At 46.2% G+C, this 17585-nt stretch carries 17 protein-coding genes; 8 read left to right on the forward strand and 9 right to left on the reverse strand.

Annotation, left to right across the window (positions count from 1 at the left end):
- Nucleotides 1-46 precede the first annotated feature (46 nt).
- On the forward strand, nt 47-1702 hold the full coding sequence (locus AOT11_RS21505) for an ABC-ATPase domain-containing protein (RefSeq protein WP_026050844.1): 1656 nt from the start codon (nt 47-49) through the stop codon (nt 1700-1702).
- An 84-nt stretch (nt 1703-1786) separates the two neighbouring features.
- Complete coding sequence (locus AOT11_RS21510) at nt 1787-2344, forward strand: GNAT family N-acetyltransferase (protein WP_017422852.1); 558 nt, start codon at nt 1787-1789, stop codon at nt 2342-2344.
- A 30-nt stretch (nt 2345-2374) separates the two neighbouring features.
- Here the strand turns inward: AOT11_RS21510 and AOT11_RS21515 are convergent, their stop codons facing one another.
- Both AOT11_RS21515 and AOT11_RS21520 read right to left on the reverse strand, forming a co-directional pair.
- Complete coding sequence (locus tag AOT11_RS21515) at nt 2375-2989, reverse strand: DNA-J related domain-containing protein (RefSeq protein ID WP_017422853.1); 615 nt, start codon at nt 2987-2989, stop codon at nt 2375-2377.
- Between the two features lie 159 nt (nt 2990-3148).
- The gene (locus tag AOT11_RS21520) at nt 3149-3988 is read right to left on the reverse strand and encodes an isopenicillin N synthase family dioxygenase (protein ID WP_017422854.1); all 840 of its coding nucleotides are present in this window, start codon (nt 3986-3988) and stop codon (nt 3149-3151) included.
- A gap of 282 nt (nt 3989-4270) precedes the next feature.
- On the opposite strand from AOT11_RS21520, the gene AOT11_RS21525 reads away from it, so the two are divergent.
- Nucleotides 4271-4885 carry a DUF2238 domain-containing protein gene (locus AOT11_RS21525; RefSeq protein ID WP_011152093.1) on the forward strand — a complete coding sequence of 205 codons (615 nt, stop codon included), beginning with the start codon at nt 4271-4273 and terminating at the stop codon, nt 4883-4885.
- On the opposite strand, the gene cutA is transcribed toward AOT11_RS21525, so the two are convergent.
- Both cutA and AOT11_RS21535 read right to left on the reverse strand, forming a co-directional pair.
- Nucleotides 4841-5182 carry a divalent-cation tolerance protein CutA gene (gene cutA / locus AOT11_RS21530; RefSeq protein ID WP_011152092.1) on the reverse strand — a complete coding sequence of 114 codons (342 nt, stop codon included), beginning with the start codon at nt 5180-5182 and terminating at the stop codon, nt 4841-4843. The genes AOT11_RS21525 and cutA overlap by 45 nt on opposite strands.
- Nucleotides 5175-6089, reverse strand: a complete 915-nt coding sequence (locus tag AOT11_RS21535) for a LysR family transcriptional regulator (protein ID WP_017422855.1) — start codon at nt 6087-6089, stop codon at nt 5175-5177. The genes cutA and AOT11_RS21535 overlap by 8 nt, the downstream gene beginning before the upstream one ends.
- A 217-nt stretch (nt 6090-6306) precedes the next feature.
- Here AOT11_RS21535 and AOT11_RS21540 point away from each other — a divergent pair, with 217 nt between their 5' ends.
- Nucleotides 6307-7941 carry a glycoside hydrolase family 13 protein gene (locus tag AOT11_RS21540; RefSeq protein ID WP_017422856.1) on the forward strand — a complete coding sequence of 545 codons (1635 nt, stop codon included), beginning with the start codon at nt 6307-6309 and terminating at the stop codon, nt 7939-7941.
- Between the two features lie 42 nt (nt 7942-7983).
- Here AOT11_RS21540 and AOT11_RS21545 read toward each other — a convergent pair whose 3' ends face one another.
- From AOT11_RS21545 to AOT11_RS21560, 4 genes are all read right to left on the reverse strand, one after another.
- Nucleotides 7984-8235 (reverse strand): hypothetical protein, encoded by a 252-nt coding sequence (locus tag AOT11_RS21545; protein ID WP_017422857.1) that lies wholly within the window; start codon nt 8233-8235, stop codon nt 7984-7986.
- On the reverse strand, nt 8235-9926 hold the full coding sequence (locus AOT11_RS21550) for an SgrR family transcriptional regulator (protein WP_017422858.1): 1692 nt from the start codon (nt 9924-9926) through the stop codon (nt 8235-8237). The genes AOT11_RS21545 and AOT11_RS21550 overlap by 1 nt, the downstream gene beginning before the upstream one ends.
- A gap of 73 nt (nt 9927-9999) precedes the next feature.
- Nucleotides 10000-10236, reverse strand: a complete 237-nt coding sequence (locus AOT11_RS21555) for a DUF3389 domain-containing protein (RefSeq protein ID WP_026050846.1) — start codon at nt 10234-10236, stop codon at nt 10000-10002.
- 1 nt (nt 10237) lies between these two features.
- Nucleotides 10238-10672 (reverse strand): hotdog fold thioesterase, encoded by a 435-nt coding sequence (locus tag AOT11_RS21560; RefSeq protein WP_011081222.1) that lies wholly within the window; start codon nt 10670-10672, stop codon nt 10238-10240.
- Nucleotides 10673-10739: 67 nt separating this feature from the next.
- On the opposite strand from AOT11_RS21560, the gene AOT11_RS21565 reads away from it, so the two are divergent.
- Nucleotides 10740-11531, forward strand: a complete 792-nt coding sequence (locus AOT11_RS21565; protein WP_026050847.1) for a M48 family metallopeptidase — start codon at nt 10740-10742, stop codon at nt 11529-11531.
- Nucleotides 11532-11602: 71 nt separating this feature from the next.
- Here the strand turns inward: AOT11_RS21565 and AOT11_RS21570 are convergent, their stop codons facing one another.
- Nucleotides 11603-12685, reverse strand: coding sequence for a site-2 protease family protein (locus tag AOT11_RS21570; protein WP_017422861.1), 1083 nt, complete (start codon nt 12683-12685; stop codon nt 11603-11605).
- A 375-nt stretch (nt 12686-13060) separates the two neighbouring features.
- Between AOT11_RS21570 and AOT11_RS21575 the strand changes: the two genes are divergently transcribed.
- The 3 genes from AOT11_RS21575 (at nt 13061) to AOT11_RS21585 (ending at nt 17579) form a co-directional block, all read left to right on the forward strand.
- Nucleotides 13061-14308 (forward strand): porin, encoded by a 1248-nt coding sequence (locus tag AOT11_RS21575; protein ID WP_011081219.1) that lies wholly within the window; start codon nt 13061-13063, stop codon nt 14306-14308.
- Nucleotides 14309-14330: 22 nt separating this feature from the next.
- Complete coding sequence (locus AOT11_RS21580) at nt 14331-16805, forward strand: VolA/Pla-1 family phospholipase (protein ID WP_017422862.1); 2475 nt, start codon at nt 14331-14333, stop codon at nt 16803-16805.
- Between the two features lie 216 nt (nt 16806-17021).
- Nucleotides 17022-17579 (forward strand): PhnA domain-containing protein, encoded by a 558-nt coding sequence (locus tag AOT11_RS21585; RefSeq protein ID WP_017422863.1) that lies wholly within the window; start codon nt 17022-17024, stop codon nt 17577-17579.
- Nucleotides 17580-17585: the final 6 nt, after the last annotated feature.

A 17585-nucleotide genomic window follows, 5' to 3' on the forward strand; every position in this document is an offset into this window, starting at 1 on the left:
CGATTTCTATAATCGCCGCTTTTCTGTTTCTAAAAGGCTGTTTGTTATGGACCAGTTGATTGCAAAACTCAAAAAGCTTGAAAAGCAAAATTATCGTGCATACCAGCAAATCAAAGGGCAGTACAATTTTACCGATTTTGATCTGTTTATTGATCATATCCAATCTGACCCCTACGCTTCTGCTTCACGCTTCCGCGCTTTTCGTGCTTGGTCCTTAACTGGGCTTTCTTGGTTAAAAGAGGAGTCTGCGGCGTTCCAACTTGGCGCAAGAGATTTCATCGCTCGTAGCTTTGCCGAATTCGCCAAACAAGAAAACGCCATTGCCATTTCTTTGCATGGACAAACCGTTTTAGATAGCACTTCTGTATTATTTACGGAAGAAGGGATTGAGCTGCGTTTTCGAGTCAATCTACCCGCTGAAGGCCGTGACATTCTGGCAAAGAAAGCGATTAATATCATTACCTTCCACTTACCGAAGTTTATCCGTCGTTCCACGATCGAACGTGAACTTGATAAAGATGCACTATTGACGCACTGTCAGGTTGTTGAAGACCAAGAGGCATTGCGCGAACAACTAGAAGCCAGTGGCCTCGTTTCATTTGTTGCCAATGGTAGCATCTTGCCTCGAGTGGCAGGTAACTGCGATCTTCCAATGAAAGATGCCGTCGAGTTCACGGCGCCAGAATCACTGCAAGTCACGTTACATGCGCCAAATCGTGGCTATGTCACTGGCTTAGGGATTCCGAAAGGGATCACTTTGATTGTCGGTGGTGGCTTTCATGGCAAATCAACCCTGCTGAATGCCATTGAACGTTCGATTTACAATCACATTCCTGGTGATGGCCGTGAGTACATTGTCACCGATGGTTCAGCAATGAAAATTCGTGCTGAGGAAGGCCGCTGCGTTCATCATTTGAATCTTTCCAACTACATTAATCATTTGCCAATGGGCAAAGATACGGCAGACTTCACCACGCAAGACGCATCAGGTTCTACCTCTCAGGCTGCGTGGTTACAAGAATCTGTCGAAGCGGGCGCTTCAACGCTATTGATTGATGAAGATACATCAGCCACGAACTTCATGATTCGCGACGAGCGCATGCAAGCGCTTGTCGCAAAAGGTGATGAGCCAATCACACCGCTGGTGGATCGTATCGGTCAATTACGCGATGAATTGGAGATCTCCACCATCATCGTCATGGGTGGGTCAGGCGATTATCTGGATGTTGCCGATAACGTTATCCAGATGCACGACTATCAGGCATTGGATGTGACCGAGAAAGCAAAAGAGGTGATTCAGTTGCACCCTACTCAACGTCACAACGAATCTGAAGCACCTTTGGTGACATTTCCTCCTCGCGCACTCCATTGTTCTGCGTTGATGAACATTCTAACGGATGGAAAGTTCCGTGTATCGGCGAAAGGTAAAGACAGCCTTCGCTTTGGTAAAGAGTTTACAGACCTTTCTGCACTTGAGCAGTTAGAATCAAGCGATGAAGTCAACGCGATTGGTTGGGTTTGGTATCAGCTTGCCCAACACGCGGGATGGAACTCAAACCCCGCTAAACAGATCAACGAATTATTGGGCGATGCTTGGTTCCAGAATATGCCTCAGCATGGTGATCTCGCCAAACCGCGTCCAATTGATGTGATGGCGGCGTTAAATCGCATGCGAAAGTCACAGTTTCGTAACAACCATTAAACGATAACGTGTGTCCATAAAAAGCGCAGTTTATACTGCGCTTTTTCTTTAGTTATTCTTAACTATCAGTGAGATGGGCCATCTGTGACTTTTACCATTACAACCGATCGATTGATTCTGCGTGATTTCACGCCTCACGATGTTGAAGCGTATTTTCAACAGTGCCAAGACCCAAAATACCAACGTTTTTATTCGGACGAGGATTGCTCGGCAGAGAAATGTGCATTCTTAGTGAACTTATTCTATGAGCAAGCACAGCAATCCCCTCGGCAAGCCTATCATCTTGCTGTCACAGATCGCTTTACCGGCGAGTACATGGGCATTGCAGGGCTAAGGTTGGAAAATGATCAACAAGCCTCAAGTGGTTGCGGTTTAAAACGCACTTTCCATCACAGTGGTTTAGCGCTAGAAGCGATGTCTGCCCTACTCGATTTCGCTTTTAACCAACTGAATGTCCATCGGGTTTACGCGGAAACCATTTCGAAAAATCGCCCAGCGATTAAGTTATGCCGTCAACTTGGTATGACACAGGAAGCGGAATTCATAGAAAACCGCTTCTTTAAAGAGTCTTGGTGGAACACGGTGGTGTTAGCAGTTCGAAGATCGCAGTGGTCCCCCGAATTGTTCAAAGATGGCCAGTAGACGTCATTGGCTCTCATCGACTATTGGATGTCAATGGCGCAGCACGTTCCACGCTTCGCACAGCACGCGAAATTTCTCTGCATTGCCGTTGTCACGATCTGGATGCCAACGCAGTGCGAGCCTTCTCCAACGCTTACGGATATCAATGGCCGTTGCGTGTGGATCGAGTTCAAACAACTGCAACGCTTTTTCTCTGTCTATGGGCTCCCCTTCATGATGCCCAACAAAACGACGATAACGCGTCCAGAACTCGTTCAAAAGACGTTTAACTTCCCCTTCATTCGCTTCGTAATTTTGCCACTGGACGTAGTATTCTCTTAAAGGGTCATCAACGTCTATGGTGTGACCCGCGCAAGCATGACTCGACATCAAAACGATGTTCATCGCCTCGACTTGAAGCCAATGGTCTGGGTAAAGCGTTTCTTGTAACTGATAAAGCGCATTCATAATCAAAAAATTGCGCTTAAAAAGATCTTTGTCGGGAGAAGGATCAAGTTGGTGAATCAATCCCAGCTCACCTAAATGTGAAGCGAGAGTGTGTACCTTCCAGCCACTTGGCTGCTGACGTAATACTTCTAAAATCGGCCATAACAACGGGTTTTCCATGTAGGTTTGGAAAGTGGCCGCCAAATTCGTTTGCTGCATCCTATTCGCCTATCTGAATTTGCTTGCTCCTTTTATTCAAAGTCAGGATAGCCAATTTGTCGAGCAAGATTTCATTTTGACTGCCAGTTCGTGAAGCAGTGTTGAAAAAAAGAGACAGCACATTGGCTGTCTCTCACAGTCTGTGATGTGAAATAAGGCTTAAATCACACCAAGCTCTCTTAAACGCTCCATCAGATAGCTATGTGCGGTGTAACGCTCAGAAAGAACTACGTCAGGTTTAGGATGAAGAAACAATGGCAGCGAAATGCGCGACTGCGTTTGACGTTCACCCGTTGGGTTGATCACGCGATGTGTGGTTGACGGGAAGTAACCACCTGACGCCTCTTGCAGCATGTCGCCGATGTTAATAATTAAGTTGCCAAAGTCACACGGCACATCAATCCAGCTGCCATCTTTCGCTTTCACTTGTAGGCCGGGCTCATTTGCCGCTGGTAATACGGTCAACAAGTTGATGTCTTCATGCGCAGCCGCGCGAATAGCGCCCGGCTCTTCATCACCTGTCATTGGTGGATAGTGCAACACACGCAATAAGGTTTTGTCACTGCCATTGATCATCTCAGACAGAGCAACAGAAAATCTTTCCTGAACCTCTTTCGGTGCGTGGGCTTCAACCCAGCCTAGCAGTTCGGAAGCAAAGGCATTTGCACGCTCATAATATTCCATGATTTCTGCTTTGAGCTGCTCTGGCATTTGCCCCCAAGGATAAACGTGGAAGTATTCCTTGATGTCTTTAACGCTATGCCCTTTCGCCACTTCAGAAACCGACGGTGGGAAGTAACCATCTTGTGTTTCAACATTAAAATGGAAATCGTGTTTTTGCTCCGTTGAGAAAAACTCGTACCAGTTCTTATAAATCGATTCCACCAACTCTTTCGGAATTGGGTGATTTTTCAAAACGCCAAACCCAGTTTCGCGCAGCGATGTGACAAATTGTTCTGCTGCATCATCAGCAAGATAATCGACAGTTTCCAGTTTCATGACTTCACTTTCTTTTTGTTTTTTGAATTAGAGTCCGGATTCTAGTGGCACAAGCAAATGTAAATCAAACTTTAATGAAATGTATTGCCGCAAACGGTTAAATGTTGTGCCAATGCGCAAGCTATCAACACATTTCGTAATCGATATACCCGCTTACTCTCTCAGATTACAGTGCCCAAACCATTAGGGTGAATGGTGCGTTACACAAATTAATTGAACAACGTTCAATAAACTGTCATCATTTCACGCGATTGATGCGAAAACTAAGGGAATAGAATCACGATGAAGAAAGAAAACTTAATGACAAAACAAAATCCTCTGCTGCTCTTGACGCTCGGCTATGCTGTCATCTTCGTTTTCTCTGCGGTATCGCCGACCTCTCACGCCGTGTGGATTGCTGAAATCATTCCAGCCGTTGCCATTCTTGCGACGATCATTTGGCTCAGTCGACGCTTTACCTTTAGTCGTACCGCGTATCTACTGATGTTTGTGTGGCTTTGTCTACACACCATTGGCGCAAAATACACCTTCGCCGAAGTGCCATTTGATTGGTTCAACCAGCTGATTGGCTCGGAAAGAAACAACTATGATCGTTTGGCCCACTTTTCTATCGGTCTTTACGCTTATCCCATTGCAGAGTACTTAGTAAAACAGCATAAACAGTCGTTCACCTTTGCTTCTTTATTTGCCCTGTTTGCGATTATGAGCTTAGCCGCTGCCTATGAAATTATTGAATGGTGGTATGCCGCCCTCGCCGGTGGTGACGAAGGCATCGCTTTTCTCGGCTCTCAAGGTGATATCTGGGACGCACAGAAAGACATGCTGTGTGACACCTTGGGAGCGCTTACCTCATTAATGCTTTTGCGTCTCCAAGGTGTTGGCCGCAATCCAGCTTAAATAGGGCTGAAAGCCCGCAGCAATGTCGAGTTGTACAATTTGCGGCACTTCGTAGTTGTGCAACTCACGTATCGATTCTTCCACCAGCGTATAAAGCGATTTTTTGCTTTTTATCACCAGCAGCGTTTCACTGTCGTGGCAAACCTCTTCTTGCCAAACATAATGGCTAGTCATCGGTATTTCTTGAATACATGCCGCAAGTTGTTTGCTCAATAGCGCCTTAATGATGGCGTGTTTGTTCTCATCATCATTGGTGGTGGTCAACACCACACAAAAGTCATGGTTTGAATCACTCATAATGCTCTCTCAATAACTGGATAAACTGCGTTGTTTTTTCATCAAGCTCCCCTTTTGCGGTATAGATTCCGACATTACCGAGTTGCTGGCGATTGATCACCAACGTTTCGATTTCCTTTGCGGCCATCCATTCGCACATACGATCACTATAGGGCATGATCGCATCGCTGCACTTTAATAGGTCTAAACTTGCGAACAATGAGTCAACATCATAGATTGCTCTGTCTTCTAGCCTGGATGCTGACAGTTCAAACGGCGATGTCATGTGGTCAGCAAGAACTGAACGGTGACGAGCATGATCGGGCGTGACTCGCAGCAGCGGGTAGCCTTTCTGTTGTTCTAGGCGCTTTTCACTCTCTTTCGAGCGAATTTTCAGTAACGGGTGCTCACGGCGCACAAAGTAAGCCTCGTTGTCTTGAAATAATGGGATGAAATGTACCTTACAACGATCGTGGAGGCCTTGGACTTCATGGCCAACAAAAAGATCCAACTCCCCTTGAATCAGATGATGCATAAGCGACAAGTTGTTGCCAAATTCGAGGTGTAACGAGGTATTGGGAATACGTTCTTGGTAGCTTTCTACACTCTGTTTGACAAATAGCTCCCACCAAGCCTCACCAGTACCAACTTTTAATTTACCAAAATGACGTTGCTGCATATCGGTAAAACGGTGCATCAACTGAGCATGTTTTTCTTGCTGCTCTTGGGCATAGGATTTAAACATCCGGCCATATTCTGTCAACTCGACACCTTTGGAGCGGCGATGAAATAGTGAGACACCAATATCACTCTCGAGCTTTTTGATGGCGGCGGTCAGCGTTGGTTGGCTAATATGCAGTTTTTCCGCCGCTTGTTTGATATTCAGTTCATGAGCGACGGTTAAGAAATAACGATAGTTTTTGTTCATGGTTCATCTCTCGCACAGCACACATCATCGGAGCGCACGGCGTTAAACGGTAAAGATCACATTTCTGCTGACTAATTTATCCTCAATTGAACTTAGCACAGCATGCGTTGCTAATGATATAAAAAAAATCTATATCAAACCAAATGTAATCTATTTTTATTGTGAACTCAGAAAGACTACATTGATGCTAACAAAAAGCTTAAAGAGGTTTTAGCGAATGGAAAACAAATGGTGGCACGATGCGGTCGTCTATCAAATCTACCCGCGTAGTTTTTGCGATTCAAACAACGACGGCATCGGCGATTTAAATGGCATTATCGGCAAACTCGATTACCTGAAAACACTTGGTGTGAACGTGCTTTGGCTCTCACCAGTGTATAAGTCGCCTATGGACGACAACGGCTACGACATTTCTGATTATCAAGATATCGCTGCGGAATTTGGCACCATGGCCGATATGCAAAACTTACTTGCTCAAGCAAAAGCGCGTGATATCCGCGTCGTAATGGATCTGGTTGTCAACCATACCTCAGATGAACACCCTTGGTTTGTAGAAGCACGGAAATCAAAAGACAACCCTTATCGTGACTACTATATTTGGCGCGATGCGAAACCTGATGGCAGTGTGCCCGATGACCAAGGCTCGATTTTTGGTGGCAGTGCTTGGCAATGGGATGAAGCCACACAACAGTATTACTTCCACTTGTTTTCTAAGCGACAGCCGGATCTCAATTGGGAGAATCCTAAAGTCCAGCATGAAGTACACAAGATGATGAACTGGTGGATTGACCAAGGTATCGGTGGATTTAGGCTCGACGTGATTGACTTGATTGGCAAAGAGATCGACAAAGGCATTACTGGCAATGGTCCAAGACTGCATCCACTACTGCAGGAAATGAACAGAGCGACGTTTGGCGACAAAGATCTGCTGACCGTTGGTGAGACATGGGGAGCAACCCCAGAAATTGCAAAATTGTATAGCGATCCTGAGCGTAATGAACTCTCTATGGTGTTCCAATTTGAGCACATCACGCTCACTTGGCAACACGGTGACAAATGGAACCCTATTCCACTTGATCTCAAACAATTCAAACACGTACTGACCAAGTGGCAAACCGAGTTATCGAACCAAGGTTGGAACTCCTTGTTTTGGAACAACCATGATTTACCTCGTGTGGTCTCGAAATATGGTGATGACAAACGCTATCGTGTTGAATCAGCGAAAATGCTGGCAACGGCGTTGCATTTCCTCAAAGGCACGCCTTACATCTACCAAGGTGAAGAGATCGGTATGACTAATGTCGCGTTTGAGTCGTTAGATCAATACAAAGACATTGAAACGCTGAACTTCTACAAAGTAAAAACAGAATCAGGGGTGTCACATCAACATATGATGGACGCGATACATGAGAACAGCCGTGACAATGCTCGCACCCCAATGCAGTGGTCCGCATCCCCAAATGGTGGATTTAGTCAGGCAGAACCTTGGATTGAAGTGAATCCGAATTATCCAGAGATCAACGTGGAACAAGCATTGGCAGATTCAGATTCCATTTTCTATCACTACCAAAAGCTGATTGAACTGCGCAAACAGCACCCAGCGATCGTCTATGGCGATTTCACCCCACTGTTTGCAGAGCACGATAGTGTGTTTGCTTATGTCCGCTCACATCAAGATGAGCAACTGCTGGTCATCAACAACTTTAGCGATCAAGAGGTTTCATTGGAGTTGCCGGATAACCTGCAAAACAAAGAAGTTAACTGCCTGATTTATAACTACGATTTGTTGGACATACTCGGTGTGACATTGTCACTAAAGCCGTATCAGTGTTACGCATTTAAACTTAAATAAAGAATCAAAAAGGGAAACCACCTGGTTTCCCTTATTTTTACTCTATTTCAGCTTGGCTTTCCCACCAATAATTTTATAAGCGGGGGTTCCTCTGATGAGGCTATCACGCGCAAACTCACTATCACAGTTGGGGCAATGGCATGCTTTTTCACAGTAATTGTCGACGACACGCTCTTTAAAGCATTTCACTAAAGCGCCCTTTCCTCCTTTTCGATATTTAAACAGTAAGGCGCGACATTTGCTGCAAATAATCTCAACCGTTCGTTCGGGGGCTTTTTTGTTTGGCTTGGCCATCAGTTATCTAATTCCGGTTTCACCCACACTTGGCTGAAGTCAAACCAGCCTAGCGCATTGCATTTTGCGTTTTGCAGCGCACCACTGTGGTCTTTGTTGACCCCTAACCAACAATGGAACATCGGGATAACTTGGCAACTGCGCACTAATTGTCGACCGATTTCACGCGCGGGAAACTCTTCGCAGCCTCCTTCTCGCCACAGGTCTACGAGTTGACTCCAGCGAGCAAAGTCACCATCCGTGCTCATCGACTCAATATTGCTGTAATCCAATAACCAACCCGCCAGTGCGTCATCCCGATTCGTCGCAATGCCCATGGCTTTGATCCAAACATCCACACTCTCAGGTTCTTGCAAAGACGCATCATATTTCACGAACTCCACATCAATGTGGTAGCGCTTGAGAATGGTCTTAATGGTTTTCGCGATCACGGGAAACATCGGGTGCTGAGCTTGATACGCCACTGAAATTCTTGCTAGTTCTGTCGGGGGCTCCATATTGGGTTTCGGGTAAAGATCGATCCAGCCGGGTTTGATGCCAAACGCTTGCAGCAATCCGAGTTCGATCACTTTCTCTTGAGGAACGTAGCTAAACAGCTGATAACCGTTGAGAACGGAAGCTAAAAATTCCGCCCAGCGAGGATCTTTTGCCACACCACAACGTTTATTAAGCAACAGAAAAGTACAACCTGGGTCGAGTTCCACTTCATCAGATAACGAGGAAGCGTCCATGATGGGTTTGCTTAAGCTTGGGTAGACCATCGACGAGTACGCTTCGTCAATCACCCACACTTCCACTTGGTCCAGTAGCGGACGAAAGCCAAAATAGCCGTCAAATGCGCGAAGAATTAGCCTTTTATCGTCGTTCGATTGAACCATATAGGGGCCCGTTCCGACTGGGCGAATGTGGTAATCCTCACTGCGCAGCCTTTCGGGCAGCAGTATTTTGGCTTGAGACTCACTCAGTGCCAAAGGCAGATGAAAATCGTCTTTAAACAGGTGAATATCCACCACCCATGGGCTGGGTGTGGTCACAGATTGAAGATGAGAAAAAAGATTGAGTCTGCGCAGCTCTAGCAAGCTTTCGATCACCATGTCGGTAGTCAGTAGCTCACCATTGTGAAAGCGAACACCTGGTCGCAGGTAAAAACGCCAGTGTTTGGCACTGCGCATTTCCCATGTATGTGCCAGATCAGGTTGCAAAACGTCGTTATCATCGAGCTTGGTTAAGCCACTAAAGATTTGCCGCGCAATGTGAATTTCCGTTCTGCGCATCTGTAAATGCGGATTGAGCATAGAGAGTGGTCGATAATAAGGTAAACGAACCACCTGTTCCCCTTCTCGGTGCTGCAAACCAAGATAGCCTTGGATCACCTGCGTGAGTTTTGCCGCGTCACTGTCTAATACTTCGAGCGCTTGACCAATTTTCCCTTCTTCCAAATAGCGCTTGGCAAGGTTTTCACTCACGTCTGCTTTGCTGCGCTTGAAAATAAGCTGGGAGAGCTTGCCGCGCCCCGCGGCGGGATGCCACTCAATCCAGCCTTCTTCTTCAAGTTTGTTTAGAACGATGCGAGCGTTGCGACGGGTGCAGAACAGAATTTCAGTGATGTCTTCAAGCTGAACATCACTGTTTTTACCGTCGAAGTGTTGGAAAAGCGTTTCAAATTGGACTCTTAGACGCGGGCTACTCATAAAATGGGAAATTTCGTCGTTGAATTCGGTAGCCCTAAGTTTCCTTATTTTTGCTTAACAGTGCAAACGATTTTCACGCATCGATTGCAACGCCTAATTGCTGCGAAATTTCAATGAGTTGAGATTCAGAATCTAACTTGATTGACCATTTGCACTCCGCACCGTTCGCCACCAAAACATTGGCGCCACGACCAATGAGTTGAACAGCATCGACCTGAGTGTTTAAAGTGACACTGTGACTACCTTGCAACCTCACTACGACTTCATGTGGCGTGACGATGATTTTACCGTGGCTAAATTCGATCACCATGTTAAACACCACGCTCTTTGTGCTGTTTTACAGCAATGGTCAAACGGCTGGTGCAGACCAATCTCTCACGTTCATCTGTAATGGTGATTTGCCACACTTGCGTTGATACACCGAGATGGATTGGTGTCGCCGTGCCAATCACATAACCGCTGCGCATCGGGCGAATATGGTTGGCATTAATATCGAGCCCAACACAATAAGAACCGGCAGCCACGCAAAAATTGGCCGCTAAAGAGCCGAGTGTTTCAGCAAGCACCACCGATGCGCCACCATGTAACATCCCGAGTGGTTGATGAGTAAAACTGCAAACCGGCATGGTTGCAGTCAGAGAGTTTTCGGTAAACCCGGTGTATTCGATTTGTAAGTGTTCAATAAGCGTATTTTTTGAGGTTGCGTTTAGGGTCGCTAAATCGATCGGTTTTTTCCAAATGCTCATTCTTTTGCCAGATTTTCGTTACAATTGGCGCTAGTATATACCCAAAATTATCGATATGGAGATTGTTATGTCATCGTGGTTGAAAGCTTCTGCACTCATCGCCGTTGCTGGGCTTACTGCTTGCACTTCTTCCCCTACTGGGCGTAATCAACTGCTGATGTTTTCAGATAGTGAGATGTCCACGCTCGGTGCGAACTCTTTTGAGCAGATGAAAAAAGAGATTCCGATCAGCCAAAACAAAGCGACCAATCAATATGTTCAGTGTGTTGCGAAAGCGATTACCGACACCATTCCCCCTCAGCCCGGTTTCAAAGAGTGGGAAGTGGTGGTATTTGATAGTGACCAAGTGAACGCTTTTGCCCTGCCAGGGGGAAAAATTGGCGTTTATACTGGCTTGTTGAATGTTGCGGTTAACCAAGACCAACTGGCGACGGTCATTGGCCATGAAGTGGCACACGTGCTCGCAGAACACAGCAATGAACGTCTCTCTCAAAGTCAGCTTGCCAATGCCGGATTGCAGTTGGCCAACGTTGCCATCGGTGCGTCTGAGTATAAGCAGTATCAACAAATTACCATGGCGGCTCTGGGGGTTGGTGTGCAATATGGGGTAATTTTACCTTACGGCCGCACCCAAGAATCCGAAGCCGATATTGTCGGCCTAGAATACATGGCAAAAGCAGGATTCGATCCAAAACAGAGTGTGGAACTGTGGAAAAACATGGCGAAAGCCTCAGGCGGAAACCAACCTCCCGAGCTACTTTCAACTCACCCATCCCACAGTACGCGCATCAAAGATTTGCAGGACAGAGCCAGTAAATTGCCCGTTTACCAAGGTAAATCTCCGAGCTGTAAAGCTTAAACATAAAGAGCTCCGTGAAGGAGCTCTTTATTATTGGAAATACGACACTTTTTCTAGAGGCAAGGGATTGGCTAGGAGCCCAGAATCAATAGCGGTAAACGCATCAAATCATCGCCCGTTGCCGCAAAATACCAGATGATCGAAACAAAACCCGCCACAGACATAAGATACCAAGCAAACGCAAAGCACTGACCATAACGCGTCAGAGGAAGAAGATGGCTATGATGTCGGCCACGCCATTCCATCACAATCTCTAACATCCCCATAATGAGCAGAAAACCAAACAGAGTTAAACCTAATGCATAGGAAAGATACACACCCGCAGCCGCGGTGAGTACGCCGCCAACGAGCCCCACCCAACTGTTCATCGAAAACGTGATGCTTTTGAGAATATGCCCACCATCTAATGGGAGAATGGGCAGTAAGTTAAACAAGTTTAATAAGGCGTTAAACACCGCTAGCGCTGCGAAAAAAGCCTCGCCCGTCAGCCAATAGGTCACCACCAGAATTACGCTGAGAATCAGACCAAAGAACGGCCCCATAATGGAAATTACGACATCCTGCCAACGGGTATTGATCTTATCATCGCTGAGCGCCATACCGCCAAAAAACGGAATTAGGTAAAACCCTTTGGTTTGCATGCCAAAGTACTTCATTGCACGAACATGACCATATTCGTGAATCACCAAACAAGCAATCAACGCCAGCGCAAACTGAAATGAAAACAGCCATGAATAAGCAGCCAAACTCATTGAAGCAAGGGCAACTTTGATGATCTTGGCACTTTTAAGTGCTTTCATGCCCAGAGAAATTAAGCCAATCAGGCTAAAACGGCGCTCTTCTTGACGCGGTTGCACGGGCACTTGCTGCTCGATGTCTTTTTCGTTTCGACTCCCCTGCGCCACAAGCTGATCATTGACACCGCATTGGTAGTCCAATTGGAATGGTTGCCACGTTAAATGACCTTTGAGCTGACAGTTTAGCGTCTCTTCGCCCACCATAAGGTGAAACTCATGAACAAACTCCCCTTGTTGTCCGCGCGTAGCATCACGCTGAGAAACCAGAGTGTTGTCCCAAAAAAGCTGCTGCCAACCTGCCATTGAGCCTTCAAGTCTCAACGAGCGCCCAAGAAATTCGATATTTAATAGTTCCAACGTTTACTCGGCTATCCAAATAGACAAAGGCCCCATTATGCCTGTGCACAATGGGGGTTAAAAGCGCCCTGCTTCTGAACAGCGCACAATTTGAACAGATAGCACGCAATTTCCCCATAAAATAATCAAAATGTTTCTGGTCAAACCATTCATTGAAAAAATATCTCCATAATACATCGCCTTACAGATACAGACTTGATCTATGCATCAAATTTACTGTTTAAAAAGCACACTAACTTTGACACTTTCGCTTACATTAAATTAACATCCATGTTACATAATAGAATTAATACTCAACTCAATAAGTCGAGTTGCATAACAAACAACAATTACAAGGACATCTGTCCACAATCACACACCCTAGGAGGGTCAAGGATGAACAAGAAGAACTGCTCTCTGCTGACGATATCGATATTGTTTGCCTGCCATGCCAACGCCGCTGGTTTCCAAGTTGCGGAACATTCAGCGTCTGGTCTTGGTCGAGCGTTTTCCGGTGAAGGGGCTGTTGCTGACAACGCTTCGGTACTGGCGAGAAACCCAGCCGCGATGACACTATTTGAAAACGCACAGTTTTCTGGTGCCCTGTCTATCGTTGATCCAGAGGTCAATGTCTACGACAAAACGAATGGTGAACAATCTGATGACGTTGCGCCTTTGCAACTTGTTCCAGCGGCCTATTACATCAGCCCTATCAATGAGAAGTGGGCATGGGGTATTGGTATGTTTACCAACTACGGTGTGGCAACTGACTACCCAGACGACATTTCGGCTGGCGACATGGCTGGTGATACCGCATTGGTTTCAGTGGGGATCAACCCCAATATCGCCTATCGCGTTAATGAAGCGTTGAGCGTAGGCGCTGGTGTGAATTTTGTTTATGCGCACGCAGAGTTGACTCGTCACAAGGGTTCTCTCGCGCCTCTGTTTGGATCGACCGATAAATCAGAAAACCTGATCGGGATGACTGGCACGACCTTTGGTTACGGCTGGAACGTTGGCGCACTCTACGAACTCAGTGAAAAAACACGCTTTGGTTTGGGTTATCGTTCTAAAGTCGATCTGGATTTCGATGATGGTGAGTTCAGCAGCTACGACTCAGGCATCGCCACAGCCCCTAAAGTCGATGGCCGTCTACAGATCAGCCTACCTTCCATCATTGAAGTCTCGGCATACCATGAATTTAACGAACAATGGGCGATGCACGCCGGTTGGCAACAAACCGAATGGAGCACATTCACCGAGCTAAAGGCAACGTCTCCACAGTGTAACGATGGTACCGCTGGTCAATGTTTCTATAAACCAGAGCATTACGAAAACAACAATCGTTATTCACTTGGTGCAACCTATCAAATGAACGAAAGCTGGACTCTTCGCGCAGGCTTAGCATTTGATGAACAAGCCGGTGAAGCAACCCTCAGCATTCCTGACAGCGACCGTTTCTGGTACAGCGCAGGCTTAACTTACTTGATGAGCGACAACATGACGATCGACGCGGGCTTTGCACTGGTTAAGAGCCGTTCTGGTTCATTCAAAGAAACCAACGCAGCAGATGAAGTGCTTGAATTCGAAGCAGAAGGCACGGCTTACATCAGCGCGATTCAAATGAACTACACCTTTAAGTAATTAGGATTGATGGAGTATAACGATGAAACATACCTTTAAATTATCGCTACTATGTTCAGCAATCCTACTTGCGGGTTGTGGTGACAACACAGAAAGCTCAGGCACGACAGGTTCAGTGACTTTTGAACCAAGCGTTCAAGAATTGTTGGGGCGCGATGCGTCAATTAAATTCGCCTTGAAAGGCACGTCTGCGGCGGTACCGCTACCGTCATTTTTGCTGTTTGATACCAATGATCACACCTTGAATATCCCAATTAGTGCTGGGGCTTCTAAGGGATTGGATAACCCTCAAGTTGCGATGGGAGAATCGGACGGTTGGAGTACCATTATGCCATTCAGCATCACCCTCAACTTTGCTGAAGGTGTGACGTTGGCGAATGATATCGTTATGATAGATGGCTCCCCATATAGCCAAAACCTAAATGCTGGTATTCGTGTGGCTAAGGTTGATGTTGATCTTGCGACTGGAGCAATGACCAATTTTACTGCCCTAACCCCAGGTGTTGATTTTCTTGCGGTCACAACCGATCTGAAGAGCATTAACGTTCTTCCTCTCAAAGGTCTGGATCCTGCATCAAACTATATCTATGCGCTGACCGAGTCGATCAAAGACAGCAACAACAATCCGCTCGGTACATCCAGCTCATACGCCAGCTTGAAGAGTTCGACTGCTCAGCCTGGTGTATTGGCGACGCCGCAAAAAATTATCTGGAATATTGAAAAAACCTTCGAAGATAATGCACAAGTCACCAGCAAAGACGAAATTGTTTACTCTTCTTGGTTTACGACTGCGTCAGCAGGCAATGTAATGCAAGGAACAAAAGCAGCGATAGCAGCCTCAATAGATCCTGCTGTTAAGCCTGCTGGTGTTTGGAAAGGAACCGCGAACCCAAACAACCTCTCAGTTGACGAGCTCAACTCGCTTTACAGCATTGACGCAGACGATGCCGGTGCCGATTTCGGCACAGCAGTCACTAATGATCCACTCTTCAAAGCGGCATTTGGTGACGATCAAGCAAATACGTTAAAAACCAGTTACGATACGCTAACAGCGGCACCAACACTCGATTCCATTCAAGTTTTTCGTGGTACAGTCAAGCTGCCCTACTTCCTGAGTGATCAAGTCGAAGGTAAAGAATGGAAGACGCTTCCTTGGCGCAGCGGTATGCCAAGTGTGTTTAAGATTCTAAAGACCTTGAGTTCTGGCTCAGACGCAGATAAGGCTGCAATCAGCCAGCAGTTAGTCGATTTAGGCTTTACGGATCTGCCAGCTCAGCTCTACTCCGCGCCGCACCAAGCACTGCTTGTGGGGGCGAAACTGACATTGGCCGATGGTACTCAGCTTGACGCCGATCGAATTATGACCAGATACAGTGCAGTACCACAGATCCGTGCAGTCAAAGAAGTGCCTTTCATCATGTTTGTTCCTAAAGGTGCTGGCGCAGATAATGTACCACTACTGCAATATCAGCATGGAATTACCAACCTAAAGGAAAGCGCTTATGCATTAGCACTGAGCCACATCAGTACCGCTATTCAAACGGGTAAAACCCCGTATGCATTAATCGCTATCGATCAGCCATTGCATGGTCAACGTGCTTTGTCTGATGGGACCGTCACGACGCCCAACACACCGACTGTCTTTATGAATCTTGAATACTTGCCAGTGGCAAGAGACAACATTCGTCAAGGCGCAATTGATGGTTTAGGGCTGCGATACGCACTCAATTACGTAAATCCAACAGAAGTTGCTTTCCAGACAGTTAATCAGGCGGATGTCTCTCTGATTGGTCATTCTATCGGTGGCATTACTGGTATCAGTAGCTACGCTGTTGCGAATACCTCAGTCAACCCTACGATTGATCCGATGTTTGCTTACAAAACAGCAACATTAGCCAATCCAGGCGGCGGTATTGCACCATTTTTGTTTGAGTCTGGGTCATTTTCACCCATCATCAAGCACAGCATCACTGCGGCGGCAATTCCAAGTTACTTAGATTACTACGCGAATACATGTCCGACCAAAGACAAACCAGGCACATGTTTCAACAACTTCTATAACGCTGCGGATGCCGAAATGAAAAGTAAAATTGACAGTACATTGACCTCGTTTACTTACGCAGCGCAGACCGTGTTGGACAACGTTGACCCATTCAATATGGCTTCTCAAGTGAGCGGTTCTTTGTTGGGCATTCAATCCAATGGCGATGCAACCATTCCCAATAAAGTGTCGAAAATTCCGACAGCAGGGACAGAGCCATTGTTTAAGAAACTAGGATTAGCAAATACGGCGACTGATGCATCTGGTATTCGTCTTGCTTCCTACTTTGATGAGTCTTCTAACGCAGCCCACTCTACGGTGATTGCACCCGGATCGGCTGACGAAGCTGCAGCTCACGGTCAAATGAGTTCTCAAATCGTTCAGTTTACCCTCACCAAAGGCAACAGTGACGGTTCGCTAGCCGTCGACGCAGCGTTTTTAGATGCCAGCAAGTAAATCATAAATTTCAATGTTCGAATCATGCCCAGTGTTACCTGTAACACTGGGCATTTTATTGGAAGCCATATAACTTGATTGCTCCACACTTAAACCAAATCTTCTTTTTGGGTTGTAATGTTGTAAAATCCCCACTTTAATTGGCGAAGACCCTTTTAATTCTCAGGATAAAGTGGATAATACCGCCTCAAGTTAATACTACTAAGGTGAGTTCTTATGTCTATCGAAGCAACTCTGCTGGATCGTTGCCAGTCTAAATGTGAATTGTGTTCTTCTGAATCTTCGCTTACTGCTTATGCAGTACCGCCTCACGGTCACGTGACCGTTGACACAGCTATCATGGTTTGTGAAAAGTGCCTAGGTGAAATCGATGAACCAAAAGACATTAATCACTGGCGCTGCCTTACTGACAGCATGTGGAGCCAGGTTCCTGCGGTACAAGTGACTGCATGGCGCCAATTGACTCGCCTAAACTCTGAAAGCTGGGCTTTGGACGCTCTTGACATGATGTACATGGAAGAAGAGATCAAGACTTGGGCTATGAAAGGAATGTCTGCGGACGACAAAACCGTTGACTGTAACGGCGCTGAACTGAAAAAAGGCGACGATGTTACGGTTATCAAAGATCTGCCAATCAAAGGCACTAACCAAGTTATCAAACAAGGTACCGTTATCCGTGGCATTAGCCTAAGTGACGATCCTAAATTGGTTTCAGGTAAAGTGAATGGCGGCCAATCGATGTACGTTATTGCGGAATACTGCCGTAAAAAGTAATGTCTC

It is taken from the genome of Vibrio vulnificus NBRC 15645 = ATCC 27562 (assembly GCF_002224265.1).
Classification (GTDB): Bacteria; Pseudomonadota; Gammaproteobacteria; order Enterobacterales; family Vibrionaceae; genus Vibrio; species Vibrio vulnificus.